The organism is Devosia salina (assembly GCF_019504385.1).
In the GTDB taxonomy this organism is placed as follows: domain Bacteria; phylum Pseudomonadota; class Alphaproteobacteria; order Rhizobiales; family Devosiaceae; genus Devosia; species Devosia salina.
In genome coordinates this window covers 3,632,207-3,645,558 of the sequence record NZ_CP080590.1, presented here as the reverse complement: position 1 = coordinate 3,645,558, position 13,352 = coordinate 3,632,207, and the positions used below count along the sequence as shown (strand labels likewise).

The window sequence follows — 13,352 nt, the reverse complement described above, 5'->3', positions numbered from 1 at the left end:
CTCCGTGCATCCAAGGCCATCCGGCCGTCACCAAACACGTCACAGCAGATCGCAAAGGGCCGCGATCAGCGGTTCATCCGCCGGGGGCATGGGATAGTCGCGCAGCGCCTGCGGACGGACCCATTTGAGGGCAGTATGCTCGCGCGAGACCGGCGTGCCCTGCCATTTCCGGCACACATAGAGTGGCATCAACAGGTGAATGCTTTCGTAAGCGTGGCTGGCAAAAGAGAGCGGCGCAAGGCAGGCCTCGCGGGTCTCGATGCCCAGCTCCTCATCGAGCTCGCGGATCAGCGCGGCCTCGGGTGTTTCCCCATGCTCTACTTTGCCGCCCGGGAATTCCCAGAGGCCCGCCATGGACTTACCTTCCGGGCGCTGGGCGATGAGGACGCGCCGGTCGGCGTCGACAAGGGCGCAGGCAACAACGAGCAGGATTGGTTTTGCGGTCAATCGGGCGCTCCGGGAATGCGATAGGCGTAGTCGTACTGATGGGCAAAGCCCAGAGACTGGTAGAGCGCCTTGCCCGCTTCATTGTCGGCCTGGACATTGAGCGCGGCAATGGCGGCGCCCTTGTCGCGGGCCCAGGCGAGCCCGGTGCGCATCATCGCCGCGCCCAAGCCCTGCCGCCGCCGGGTCGGGTCGGTGATGACATTGCCGGTGATGACGATGCCATTGGAAATGGCCATGAGGCCGGAGGCGACCGCCTCGCCGTTACGACGGACGACGATGCCGCAGGCGGGTACCGCCATGACCGCAAGCAAGGCGCGCATGCGGCCCATCATGGCGTCGTCATGCCCCTGCAGCTTCTGCTGGGCCGTTAGGAACTCCGGATCGTCGAGGGGCAGCGTCCTGCCCTCTGCGTCGGGTTCGTGAACGCCGAGCGGCATGGCGTAGAGATGGGAGGCGTCGATCTCGACCCAACCGGCACGATCGAGGGCCTCGTTGAGCGCGGGCGCCGATAGCGGGGTGATGCGAAACACCGGCTTGGCGCCGTTGACGATCAGCCAGGAACTGGCACTGATGATCCGCAGGTCGACATCGGCGTCGTCATTGGGGTCAAAGCATTGAGCGGAATTGGCGCGCTTGGTGTAGCCGCCGGCGGCGCGGCGCACCCAGTTGCCATCCCATTTGACAATGATACCCGGCCAGGCCTCGAGGCCTGCCCGTTCGAAAGCTTCGACCGTGGGCAGCGCCATGTCAGCTCCGATAGTCGCCATTGATGGTGATGTAGCCATGGGTGAGGTCGCAGGTATAGACCGTGGCCTTGCCGTCGCCGAGGCCGAGGCTGACGGTCAGTTCCAGCTCCTCGCCCTTCATATAGGCGCTGGTGGCCTTTTCGTCGTAGCCGGCGGCGCGTTCGCCATCCTTGGCGACCAGCAGGTCACCGAAGCGGATGGCCAGCCGGTCGCGGTCGGCCGACTCGCCGGCCTTGCCCACGGCCATGACTACGCGGCCCCAATTGGCGTCCTCGCCGGCAATGGCGGTCTTGACCAAGGGGCTATCGGCAATGGCCTTGGCGATGCGGAAGGCGCTGTCATCCGAAACAGCGCCCTCGACATGGATGGAGACCTGCTTGGTGGCGCCTTCGCCATCGCGCACCACATGGATGGCCAGTTCGAACAGGACGTCGCAGAGAGCTTCCCCGAAGATTTCTGCGCGGGGGTCTTCGAGGCTCAGGATCGGCTCGACCGCCGCCTTGCCGGTGGCAAAAGCCAGCAGCGTGTCGGAGGTCGAGGTGTCGCTGTCCACGGTGATGGAATTGAAGCTGGTCTGGCTGTGCCTGGCCAGCAGGGCCTGCAGCACATCGGCGGCGATCGGCATGTCGGTGACGACAAAGCTGAGCATGGTGGCCATGTCGGGCGCGATCATGCCCGAGCCCTTGGCAATGCCGTTGATCCTGACCTCGACCCCGTCGATCTCCAGCACGGCGCCCGAGAGCTTGGGATAGGTGTCGGTGGTCATGATGGCCTTGGCCGGCTCGATCCAGGGCGTACTGCCCAGGCGCGTCGCGGTCTCGTCGAGCACGCCGGCAAATTTGGACGCATCGAGCGGCTCGCCGATGACGCCGGTGGAGGCGAGAAAGATCTCGTCGGTTGAACAGCCGAGGGCCTTGGCCGCGATTTCGGCGGTCTGCTGCACGCTGTCCTTGCCCTTGACCCCGGTAAAGGCATTGGCATTGCCCGAATTGACCACAAGGCCCCGCGCCTTGCCGCCGGGCAGGTTGGCGCGGCACCAGTCGACGGCGGCCGAGGAGCATTTCGAGCGGGTCAGCACGCCGGCAGCGACCGTGCCCTCATCGAAGGCCATCAGCAGCACGTCGGTACGGTTCTTGTACTTGATGCCGGCTTCGGCCGTGGCAAAGCGCACGCCTTCGATGGCGGGCAGCTCCGGATAGGACTTGGGAGCGAGGGGAGAGACCGGATGGGCAGCCATGAGCGGAACCTTGAACGGGCAAATCGATGTTGAAACGGGTGTGCCCCAAAGCTGGCGCGGGTGCAATGTACAACCGTTCAACCGCCTCCTGAATGCTCCGGCGCGGCGTGCAGGATCTGCGATTCCGGGGAATGGGTCAGGTGCAGGTAGCGCTCGAACTGCACCAGGATGTCGGCAATGATCTGGTCGCGATGCATGCCCATGATGTCATAGCCGCGGCCGCCGCTGGAAAAATAGGTGCGCGCCTCGTAGCGCCGGTCGGCGGTGCCCGTGCCGAGCGGGGCGATGCTGGCAAGGGGCGTGGTGGCGACGCTGACGCCATAGACGAAATCGCGGACCCCCTCGGCCGGGGCGCGCAGGGCGATGGCGCCGCCATCCTCTTCGACCACCTCGGCGGCCCGCCCGCGGCTGGCGAGTTCGCCGGCAACCTGTTCGAGCGCGGGGCGTGCATCCTTGACCAGGAACTGCTCGACATCGCGCTGGCTGGGCGCGCGCAGCATCAGGCCCAGGCGGCGCTGCCAGGTTATGCCCGCGGCCGGTTGGGCCGGGGCGAAGGCTGGCGCCGGGCGGGCGGCCTGCTGCGCCAGATCGGCCCGCATGCCCACAAAGAGCGACCAGACCAGCGCCAGCATGACGAAGCTGAACGGCAGGGCACTGGCAATGGTGGCCGATTGCAGGGCGCCCAGGCCACCGGCGAGCAGCAGGCCGGCGGCCACCACGCCTTCCATGACGCACCAGAAGACGCGCTGGCCGGTTGTGGTGGCGGTCTCCCCGCCGGCGGCGATGGAATCGACGACCAGCGAACCGGAATCCGAGGAGGTGATGAAGAAGATCGCCACCAGCAGGATGGCCAGGGTGGAGGTGATGGCCGGGAAGGGCAGGAACTGGAAGAAGTGGAACAGGCCCACAGAGACATCGCTGGCAATGGCCTGGCCCAGTTCGCCTGCGGCAATGCCGGTATCGACGAAGATGGCGGTATTGCCGAAGACGGTCATCCAGAAGAAGGTGAAGCCGGCCGGGATGAAGAGCACGGCGGTCACGAATTCGCGCACGGTGCGGCCGCGGGAGATGCGGGCAATGAACATGCCCACGAAAGGTGACCAGGAGATCCACCAGGCCCAGTAGAACAGGGTCCAGGCATCGATCCAGGGCGTGGGTTCATAGGCATAGATGTTGAAGGTGCGCAGCACGAGCGTATCGAGATAGAGCCCCAGATTCTGCACGAAATCGCGGAAGAGGTCCGCCGTTGGGCCGACGATGAGCACGAAGACCATCAGGAGGATGGCGACCACCAGATTGGTCTCGGAGAGGATGCGGACGCCCTTGTCGAGGCCGGTGACCACCGAAATGGTGGCCAGGGTGGTGATGACCGCGATCAGCGGCAATTGCACGATGGGCCCCACCGGCATGCCGAGCAGATAGTTGAGGCCGGCATTGATCTGGCTGACGCCCAGGCCCAGCGAGGTAGCGATGCCGAACATGGTGCCGACAATGGCGAAGATGTCCACGGCATGGCCGATGGGGCCGTTGATCCGCTCCTTGAGCAAGGGGTAGAGCCCCGAGCGAATGGTGAGCGGCAGATTGTAGCGATAGCCGAAATAGGCCAGCGACAGGCCAACGACCGCATAGATGGCCCAGGCATGGATGCCCCAGTGGAAGAAGGTGACGCTCATGGCCTCGCGCATGGCTTCCACGGTGCGCGGCTCGGCCGTGGGTGGAGCCATGAAGTGGGTCATGGGTTCGCCCACCGCGTAGAACATCAGGCCGATGCCCATGCCGGCGGCAAAGAGCATGGCGATCCAGGAGGGGAAGCGGAAATCGGGGGTGGAGTCGTCCGGGCCCAGCTTGAGCCGCCCATAGCGGCCCAGGCACAGCAGCAGCACGGCTATGAGAAAGATGCCCACTGCCAGCAGATAGAGCCAGCCGAAGCTGGTGAGGATGCCGGCCTGGAGGGTGCTGAAGAAGACGCCGGCGCCACTGGGAACGAGGATACCGATGGCAAGGAAGATGCCAATGATGATCACCGAGCCAAAAAAGACCGGCGGATTGATCACGAAGCTCCTGAACATCGCTCCCTCCGCTTCCCATGCACTCATGAAGTAAAGCACGGGGAGCGGCAGGGTTCCAGACAGGGGCGCCAGGGGCGGCGGAACGTTCGCCGCCGCCGCCCCTTTCTGGCCGTCAGATCAGGCGGTGGCCGTCTTGCGGCCGGCGATGAAGGCGCCGAAGCGCTTGTTGATGAAGGGTACGACCACCAGGACAATGGTCGCCGACATCATGGGAACCAGGATGACGCTGCGCTGCCAGATGTCCCAGCCCTGGGTCAGTGGCATCAGCACGTAGAGATAGAGCGTCACCACCGGATAGACGGCCAGGGTCATCAGCAGGGTGAGGCGAAGGCGGGCGGAGAGCGGCATGGGTAACTCCAATCGAAACGGCACGTTCCGTTATATATCGAAACGAGCCGTTTCGTTCAAGTCTTTTCGCGGCGATTATTTTGAGCCATATAGGGAGGCATGAGCAAAGCCACCGAACCCGTCCAGGACAATGACGACATGGCACGCCGTTCCATCGGTGCCCGCCGCAATCCGGCCAGCCAGGAAGCCATCCTGGACGCGGCCGAGGCGGTGCTGCGCGAGGCCGGCATTGCCGGCTTTTCGATCGAGGCGGTGGCGCGGCGGGCGCGGGCGGGCAAGCCCACCATTTATCGCTGGTGGCCGCATCGCACGGCGCTGATGCTCGATGTCTACAAGCGCTTCAAGAACAGTCGAAGCTTTCCCGATACCGGGACCCTCCGAGGCGACCTCGTCAGCTTTCTCGAGCATCACCTGCTCGGCTTCTGGAAAGGCAATCTGTGCGGAACGGTTTATCGGGCCTTGGTGGCCGAAGCCCAGACCGATCCGGAAGCGGCCAAGGTGCTGATCGCCTACCAGGCCGAGCGCAAGGCGTTTTCGGCCCGGATCGTGGATCGCGCAAAGGCGCGCGGAGAAGTGCCGGAAGCGACCGATTCCGCCCTTCTGGTGGATCTTGTGGTGTCCTATGCCTGGCACCAATTGCTGCTCGACCAGCTCGAAGAGGCCATGACGCATGCGCCGGCCGTCGTCGATGTGATCCTCGGGGGCGTGCCAGGCTACAGGGGGTAACTCGTCCCGGCGACGCCCTGGGCGTGCGGATGGCTGGTTTAGACGAAAAAAAGCCCGGCACGCTGGCCGGGCTCTTTGGTTCATGGTGACAGGTCTATTCCTGCTGGGCCGCCGCGCCGGCGGCTGCAGCCTCCTCGGCCGCTTCCTGGGCGTCGAACTTGGCCTTGAGCTCGGGATCGGTGATCTCGATTTCGAGGCCGGACATCAGCTCGTCCACCTTTTCGGTGAAGGTCTGCATCAGCAGCTGGTTCTGGATCTGCGGAGCGACCTGCTCGAAGGGCGGCGGTGCAGACTGACGCTTTTCGGCCAGCTTGATGATGTGCCAGCCAAATTGCGACTGCACCGGTGCCGAGACGTCGCCGGCCTCTGCCAGGGCGAAGGCGGCTTCCTCGAACGGCTGCACCATCATGCCCTTGCGGAAAAAGCCGAGATCGCCGCCATTGGCAGCGCCCGGGTCGATGGAATGCTCGCGGGCGAGGGTGGCGAAATCGGCGCCGCCATCGATCTGGGCCTTGAGGTCATTGGCCTCCTGCTCGGTCTCGACCAGGATGTGGCTGGCGCGGACCTCATCGACGGGCTGGAATTCTTCGACAAAGGCGTCGTATTCGGCGCGCACGGCTTCCTCGGTGACCGAAGCGGCAATGGCCTCGGCGAAATAGGCGCGCCTGAGGGCGCGTTCCTCGAGATATTCCTTGCGCTGGGCGAAGATCTCGGTCTGGTCCATGCCGGCGTCGCGGGCGGCCTTGGACATCACCTTCATGTCGATCAGGATGCGCACCAGGAAGGCGCGGCGCTCTTCGGGCGGCATCTGGGCCAGGTCCTGGGCCATGTCCTCGGCGGCAAAGGCCAGGTCGCCCTCGGTGATGGTTTCACCGCCCACCGTGGCCACCACGGTCGAGGGGTCGGCGGCAGCCTGTTCGGTGGCCGGCGCGGCGGTGTCCTGTGCGATGGCCGCGACCATCGGGGCGGCAACGAGCAGGGCGGCGAGGCTGGCGGCGCGCAAAAGGCGCTGGGTCGGGTTCGACATGGGGATAGCGTGTCTCCTTGGCCGGCCAGATGAGCAAGCGCCGGCGTGGTCAGAATTTGTCCGGCACCCCGCTCGCATGGCAAGGGGGCCAAAATGTGCCAGCCCGAGAGGTGATCACCCAGTTGTCATCCGCGACCACCATGCCCGCCGGGCCACAGGGTCCGGAAGGTGTGGCCCATTTCGGATACGTTGACAAGCCTCACCCCCACTCTTACATCTCACCCGCTTTTCATGAGCATGGGCCCGTCGCTGCGCCCGATAAGCGCACGGGGACCATGCAACAATTCCGCACTCGGGAACCGAGAGGGGTTCCCCAAGTTGTGACGAGGCGAAACGGGGCCCGCCAGCGCCCGCATCTGCAGGCCGCCCGCTCCCACAAGCCCCGCCGCTCACAAACAAAGGACCACAAACAATGGCACTTGCTTCGCTTGCCCGGAAAATCTTCGGGTCACCGTCGGACAGGCAGGTCAAGCGGTATCAGGGCAAGGTGGCGGCGATCAATGCGCTCGAACCCGAGCTGGTCAAGCTTAGCGATGACGCGCTCAAGGCCCGCACGGCAGAGTTCAAGACCCAGCTCGAACAGGGCGCCAAGCTCGAGGACCTGATCGTTCCGGCCTTCGCCACGGTGCGCGAGGCGTCCAAGCGCGTCCTGGGTATGCGGCATTTCGACGTGCAGCTGATCGGTGGCATGGTCATGAACGACCGCTCGATTGCCGAGATGCGCACCGGCGAAGGCAAGACGCTGGTGGCAACGCTGCCCATGTATCTCAATGCGCTGACCGGCAAGGGCGCGCATCTGGTGACCGTCAATGACTACCTGGTCAGGCGCGACGCCCAGTGGATGGGCCAGATCTACAATTTCCTGGGCCTCTCCTATGGCGTGATCGTGCATGGCATGAACGATGCCGAGCGCAAGGCCGCCTATGCCGCCGACATCACCTATGGCACCAATAACGAGCTGGGCTTCGACTATCTGCGCGACAACATGAAATATACGCGCGCCCAGATGGTGCAGCGCGGCCATGAATTCGCGATCGTGGACGAGGTGGACTCGATCCTGATCGACGAGGCGCGTACGCCGCTGATCATTTCGGGCCCCTCCGAGGACCGGTCCGAGCTCTATATCAAGATCGACGGGCTGATGCCGATCATCGGCGAAGGCGATTTCGAGGTCGATGAAAAGCACCGCGCCGCCACCTTTACCGACCAGGGCGTGGAAAAGCTCGAGGCAGCGCTCAGCGAGGCGGGCCTGCTCAAGAGCGGGTCGATGTATGACGTGGAGAACGTCGCCCTGGTGCATCATGCCAATTCGGCGCTCAGGGCCCACAAGCTGTTCCGCAAGGACAAGGACTATATCGTCCGCGACGACGAAGTGGTGATCATCGACGAATTCTCGGGCCGCATGATGCCGGGCCGCCGCTATTCGGAAGGCTTGCACCAGGCGCTGGAGGCCAAGGAAAAGGTCAAGATCCAGTCCGAGAACCAGACCCTGGCCTCGATCACCTTCCAGAACTATTTCCGCCTCTACAAGAAGCTGGCCGGCATGACCGGTACGGCGGCGACCGAGGCCGAGGAATTTGCCGACATCTACAGCCTGGGCGTCACCACGGTGCCGACCAACCTGCCGATCCAGCGCATTGACGAGGACGACGCCATCTTCCGCACGGCGGAGGAGAAGTTCGACGCCATTGCCGAGCTGATCAAGGAGTGCCAGGACCGTGGCCAGCCGGTGCTGGTGGGCACGACCTCGATCGAAAAGAGCGAGATGCTCGCCGATATCCTGCGCAAGAAGAATGTCGGGCAGATGAACGTGCTCAATGCCCGGCATCACGAGCAGGAAGCCTATATCGTGGCCGATGCCGGCCTGCCGGGCGCCATCACCATTGCCACCAACATGGCTGGCCGCGGTACCGACATCCAGCTGGGCGGCAATCTCGAAATGCGCATCCAGCGCGAGGCGAGCGAGCTCGAGGGCGAAGCGCGTGAGGCCAAGATCGCCGAGATCAAGGCCAAGATCGCCGAGGACAAGGCCAAGGCGCTGGCCGCCGGCGGCCTCATGGTGATCGGCACCGAGCGGCACGAAAGCCGGCGCATCGACAATCAGCTGCGCGGCCGTTCGGGCCGCCAGGGCGATCCCGGGCACTCCAAGTTCTTCCTGTCGCTCCAGGACGACCTGATGCGCATCTTCCCGGTCGACAGCATGGATTCCATGCTCGGAAAGCTGGGGCTGGAACAGGGTGAGAGCATCACCCATCCCTGGGTCACCAAGGCGATCGAGCGGGCTCAGGGCAAGGTCGAGGCGCGCAATTTCGACATCCGCAAGAACATCCTCAAATATGATGACGTGATGAATGATCAGCGCAAGGTGATCTTCGAACAGCGTCTCGAATTCATGGACGAGGAGGATGTGAGCGAGACCATCACCGAGATGCGCCACGACGTGGTGGGCAATATCTCGGCCAAGGCCATGCCGGCCCGCTCCTATCCCGAGCAATGGAATACCGAGCAGCTTGCCGCGGCCGCCAAGACCTATCTCAATATCGATGTCCCGGTGGCCGAGTGGGCTGCCGAAGAGGGCATCGATGCCGAAACGGTCGAGCAGCGTATTCGCGACGCTGCCGATGCGCTGATTGCCACCAAGGAAGAAAAATACTCGGCCTCGATCATGCGCCAGGTGGAAAAGTCCATCCTGCTGCAATCGGTGGACGGGCTGTGGCGCGAGCATCTGGTCATGCTCGACCACCTCTCGAAAGTGGTGGGATGGCGCGGTATCGCCCAGCGTGACCCGCTCAACGAATACAAGCAGGAAGCCTATGAGCTGTTCCAGGCCATGCTGGGCAATCTGCGTGAGCTGGTGACCACCCAGATCAGCCATGTGGAACTGCAGATCCGCCAGCCCGAGCCGCCCCCGCCGCCGGCGCTGGACCTCTCCAAGCTCACCGAAACCCATATCGACCCGCTGACCGGCGAGAACGATGCGGCCGGTGACGACGTGGCCAGGCGCGACGGCCTGCCGCCTGTCGATCCCAAGCTGCTGGTGGGCGTCTCGCGCAATGCGCCGTGTCCCTGTGGCTCGGGCAAGAAGTTCAAGCACTGCCACGGCGCGTTCGCCTGAGGAAAGAGGTCAATGCCAGCCCAGCTCGACCGGGACTGGATTGCCCTCGATGGCCGGCTTGAGCCGATAGACTTTGCCGGCTTTGCCGATGACCGATCTCCGCCAGAGCTGGCGGAGATCGTACTTGACGCCTATTCGCGCCCTGGAGACTGGGTCCTGGACCCCTTTGCCGGCTTGGGAACGACGCTGATCGTCAGCCAGCGCATGGGTCGGCCGGCCATCGGCTTTGAGCCCAATCCGGAGCGCTCCGACTGGGTGAGCCGCAGACTGTCGCCGCCCAGCAGGATCATAGCGGCGCCCATCGAGACCATGGACGCGCATGACCTTCCCCAGTTCCAGCTGGCCTTCACCAGCCCGCCCTATCCGATGGTGCGGCTGGAAGACGATCCCTGGGGTCCCAGCTATTTCGAGGATATGACCGCCATATTCGCGGGCATCGGCCGCGCCATGGTGCCGGATGGACACGTGATCGTGGAGGTCTCCAATATCCTGACCGGAGACGGCTATCGCCCGCTGGTCGGGCAGATGGCCGAAGCGTTGGGCAAGGTCCTGCGGCTCGAGCGGGAGATCGTGCGGGTCAATACCTCGGACTGGCCGGCAGGGCCGGGCGTCGGACACAGCGCTCTGCTGGTTTTCCGGCCCCTTGCGAGATAGGCCCGCTCAGCAGGTGACGCGGATTTCCGCGTAGCCGGTGAGGCCTTCGTCGCCGCCCGAGGTGACGGCAATGGTGCAGGCGCTGCCGGGCAGGGGCGTGGTGCCGCCCGAGGCCACCGACGTGCCGTCGCGCAGCGTGATATAGCCATTGTCGACAAAATTGACGCTGACTTCTGCGGGCTGGCCGCAGATGGGATAGGTGTCGCCTGCCGCCACGAGGAGACGCATGCCCTCGGGCAGGCAGTCCTCTCCGCCCGGACCCGTGGACGATGCGTCACCGCTGGCCGCGGCGACGGGCGCTTCAGGCATCGGAACGGTGTCGCTACGGGCGCTCTGCTCGAGCGCGGAGAGGCGCTCGCCCAGCACGGCCAGGTCGGGATTTTCGCCGGAACCGTTGCGGGCATAGAGGTCCAGGCTGACCCGCAATTGCGCCAGCTCGGTCGAGAGCCGCAGGATTTCCCGCTGGCTTTCGCCATAGGTCCAGATGGCGGCGGCGATGGCCACCAAGCCCACGGCAATAGCCAGGGTGCCCAATAGCAGCGGCCAGGCGCCTGCCAATCCGCGTCTTTGCTCCGGCCGGGATCCTGAAGGCGGCGCAGCGGGGGGCGGCTGGGTGGATTTGTCGCCTGGGTCTTCGCGAGCGGGCGTCTCCGGTGCGACGGGCCGCATGTCCGGTGTCAGCTTGATCCGGGCGCTGTCTTCAGGCTGCGCGCTCTGGGGCTGATCCACGGCAGGTCTCCCGATATTGGGCCGGTTCGGCCCGGGTTTGAACCAAGTGAGGCCAGAGTTGGGCCATAGCAAGGCCGATGGTCATTCGGTTCGGTCCGGCCTTGCCCTGTTAGGGGCGCTGCGTGGAGGGCGTGGGCAGGGTCGTGGTGGTGCCGGTCTGGGCCTCGGGCCGGCCCTGGCCGCCGAAGATGCCGCCAATGCCCGAGCCGATGCCGGAGAAGAAATTGTTGACCGCAGCACCGCGCTCCTTGAGCGCTGCCTCTTCGGCGGCCTTCTTCTCGGCGGCCACCCGCGCGGCCTCGGCCTTGTTGGCAAGATCGGCCTCGTCGGCCTGCAGCTTGGCCGTCAGCGCCGGGTTGGAGACCGTGGCCGGGCAGGGGCCCGCGGCATTGAGGGGCGCCGAGCCGGCCGGGTTGAAGATGTACTGCTTTTCGCAGACGTCCCAGACCGGCGGGGTCCTGGTCATCTCGAAATAGTCATAGCCTTCCTTGATGTCCTTCCAGAAATCGAGGTGCGGGCTTGTGGCATGCTTGGCGAGATTGGCCGTGGTCATGCGGAAGGGGAAGATCTGCAGCTGGAAGCTGGTATTGCCGCCCTTGAAGGCTTCGCGGGCCAGCGCATAGATCTCGGCAATGCCGGCATCGGTCATGGCGTAGCAGCCGCGCGAGGAGCAATCGCCATGGACCATCAGGTCCGAGCCGGTGCGGCCATGCACGCGGTCGAACTTGTTGGGAAAGCCGGTATTGAAGGCCAGGTAGTAGTTCGAGCGCGGATTCATCAGGCCCGGCGTGATCGTATAGAAGCCTTCCGGGCTCTGCCGGTCGCCTTCCTTGAACTTGGGGCCGAGATCGCCCGAATAGGCACAGATCTCATAGGTCTTGAACAGCCGATAGGCGCCCGCGCCGGTCGCCTTCCAGACCTCGAGCACCGATTCTTCCTTGAAGATGCGCACCACCATGCCCTGGCCGGGGGAGGACCCCATATTGCGCAGGCCCTGGATCACCCCGCCCGAGAGCGGAATGTTGTGGCGATTGTCGCCACCCTTGACGAAATTTGAGCAAGCGGCGAGGCCCACGGCCAGCCAGAGCAGGATGACAACGGCGCCGAGGCGCTGGAAAAAGGTGGCAGTCAAGAAATGCAGCCCGTCACAAAAATGGCCCGGCAGGCGGGCGAATCCTTAGCGCAATATGAGCTGCTACGGTGAAGGAAGCCTTTACCATGGCGCGTTTTGCACTGGAAGCGGGGGCAGATCACGCGGATGTGTGGGACTGGGCCGCGAATGGCCCGGCCGGCACGTCCTAGAGGGTCGTGCCGATGGCCAGGAATTTTTCGCGACGATGTTCGCGGGTTTCGAGCCGCGACTTGCCGGCAAAGTCCTTGAGGAAATTGTCGATGGCGCCGCGGGTGGCATCCATGATGACGCCGTGATGGCGATGGGCGCCGCCGGCCGGCTCGGGGATGATGGCGTCAATGACGCCGAAGCCGAGCAGGTCCTGGGCGGTGATCTTCTGGGCCGTGGCCATGTCCTGCGCCTTGGCGGCGTCGCGGAACAGGATCGAGGCGCCGGCCTCGGGCGAGATCACCGAATAGATGGAATTTTCCAGCATCAGCACGCGATTGGCGGTGGCAATGGCGATGGCGCCGCCCGAGCCGCCCTCGCCGATGATGATGGCGATGTTGGGCACGCCCAGTTCCAGGCCCTTTTCGGTGGACCGCGCAATGGCCTCGGCCTGGCCGCGTTCCTCGGCGCCGATGCCCGGATAGGCGCCGGCGGTGTCGACGAAGGAAATCACTGGAATGGAAAAGCGGTCGGCCATGTCCATGATGCGGACGGCCTTGCGATAGCCCTCCGGATTGGCCATGCCGAAATTATGCTTGAGACGGGTTTCGGTGGAATTGCCCTTCTCCTGGCCGAGCACGGCGACAGGCACGCCGTTGAAACGGCCGAAGCCGGCCTGCAGCGCGGCGTCTTCGCCGAACTTGCGGTCGCCGGCGAGCGGGGTCCATTCGGTAATGAGCGAACGCACGTAATCGGAAAAGTGCGGGCGCTGCGGGTGGCGGGCCACCTGCGTCTTCTGCCAGGGCGTGAGCTTGCGGTAGATCTCGACCAGCGCCTCGTCGGCGCGGGCAGACAGCCGGTTCACTTCCTCATCGATGGACACGGCCTGGTCGGTCTGTGCCAGCGATTTCAGTTCGGCGATCTTGGCTTCGAGATCGGCGACCGGCTTTTCAAAATCGAGATAAGACTGCATCC

The 13,352-nt window shown here is 64.6% G+C and carries 12 protein-coding genes; 3 read left to right on the top strand and 9 right to left on the bottom strand.

Features of this window, described 5'->3' with window-relative positions; all coding sequences use genetic code 11:
• Positions 1 to 39: 39 nt before the first annotated feature.
• From K1X15_RS17870 to K1X15_RS17850, 5 genes are all read right to left on the bottom strand, one after another.
• Positions 40 to 447 (bottom strand): (deoxy)nucleoside triphosphate pyrophosphohydrolase, encoded by a 408-nt coding sequence (locus K1X15_RS17870; RefSeq protein WP_220304929.1) that lies wholly within the window; start codon positions 445 to 447, stop codon positions 40 to 42.
• The gene (locus tag K1X15_RS17865; RefSeq protein ID WP_220304928.1) at positions 444 to 1,193 is read right to left on the bottom strand and encodes a GNAT family N-acetyltransferase; all 750 of its coding nucleotides are present in this window, start codon (positions 1,191 to 1,193) and stop codon (positions 444 to 446) included. Before K1X15_RS17865 ends, K1X15_RS17870 begins: the two co-directional genes overlap by 4 nt.
• Before the next feature lies 1 nt (position 1,194).
• The gene (gene argJ / locus K1X15_RS17860) at positions 1,195 to 2,430 is read right to left on the bottom strand and encodes a bifunctional glutamate N-acetyltransferase/amino-acid acetyltransferase ArgJ (protein ID WP_220304927.1); all 1,236 of its coding nucleotides are present in this window, start codon (positions 2,428 to 2,430) and stop codon (positions 1,195 to 1,197) included.
• Positions 2,431 to 2,507: 77 nt separating this feature from the next.
• Positions 2,508 to 4,499 carry a BCCT family transporter gene (locus K1X15_RS17855; RefSeq protein ID WP_220304926.1) on the bottom strand — a complete coding sequence of 664 codons (1,992 nt, stop codon included), beginning with the start codon at positions 4,497 to 4,499 and terminating at the stop codon, positions 2,508 to 2,510.
• Positions 4,500 to 4,616: 117 nt separating this feature from the next.
• A complete protein-coding gene (locus tag K1X15_RS17850; RefSeq protein WP_220304925.1) occupies positions 4,617 to 4,847 on the bottom strand; it encodes a putative antibiotic biosynthesis monooxygenase in 231 nt (76 codons plus the stop codon).
• 99 nt (positions 4,848 to 4,946) lie between these two features.
• On the opposite strand from K1X15_RS17850, the gene K1X15_RS17845 reads away from it, so the two are divergent.
• Positions 4,947 to 5,573 (top strand): TetR/AcrR family transcriptional regulator, encoded by a 627-nt coding sequence (locus tag K1X15_RS17845; protein ID WP_240549546.1) that lies wholly within the window; start codon positions 4,947 to 4,949, stop codon positions 5,571 to 5,573.
• 94 nt (positions 5,574 to 5,667) lie between these two features.
• Here the strand turns inward: K1X15_RS17845 and K1X15_RS17840 are convergent, their stop codons facing one another.
• Positions 5,668 to 6,600, bottom strand: a complete 933-nt coding sequence (locus tag K1X15_RS17840) for a peptidylprolyl isomerase (RefSeq protein ID WP_220304924.1) — start codon at positions 6,598 to 6,600, stop codon at positions 5,668 to 5,670.
• 412 nt (positions 6,601 to 7,012) lie between these two features.
• Here K1X15_RS17840 and secA point away from each other — a divergent pair, with 412 nt between their 5' ends.
• Positions 7,013 to 9,715, top strand: coding sequence for a preprotein translocase subunit SecA (gene secA, locus K1X15_RS17835; protein WP_220304923.1), 2,703 nt, complete (start codon positions 7,013 to 7,015; stop codon positions 9,713 to 9,715).
• A gap of 12 nt (positions 9,716 to 9,727) precedes the next feature.
• A complete protein-coding gene (locus K1X15_RS17830) occupies positions 9,728 to 10,369 on the top strand; it encodes a DNA methyltransferase (protein WP_220304922.1) in 642 nt (213 codons plus the stop codon).
• Between the two features lie 6 nt (positions 10,370 to 10,375).
• Here K1X15_RS17830 and K1X15_RS17825 read toward each other — a convergent pair whose 3' ends face one another.
• From K1X15_RS17825 to K1X15_RS17815, 3 genes are all read right to left on the bottom strand, one after another.
• Positions 10,376 to 11,098 carry a hypothetical protein gene (locus K1X15_RS17825; RefSeq protein WP_220304921.1) on the bottom strand — a complete coding sequence of 241 codons (723 nt, stop codon included), beginning with the start codon at positions 11,096 to 11,098 and terminating at the stop codon, positions 10,376 to 10,378.
• 109 nt (positions 11,099 to 11,207) lie between these two features.
• Complete coding sequence (locus K1X15_RS17820; protein ID WP_220304920.1) at positions 11,208 to 12,230, bottom strand: L,D-transpeptidase family protein; 1,023 nt, start codon at positions 12,228 to 12,230, stop codon at positions 11,208 to 11,210.
• Positions 12,231 to 12,396: 166 nt separating this feature from the next.
• Positions 12,397 to 13,350 (bottom strand): acetyl-CoA carboxylase carboxyltransferase subunit alpha, encoded by a 954-nt coding sequence (locus K1X15_RS17815; RefSeq protein ID WP_220304919.1) that lies wholly within the window; start codon positions 13,348 to 13,350, stop codon positions 12,397 to 12,399.
• Positions 13,351 to 13,352: the final 2 nt, after the last annotated feature.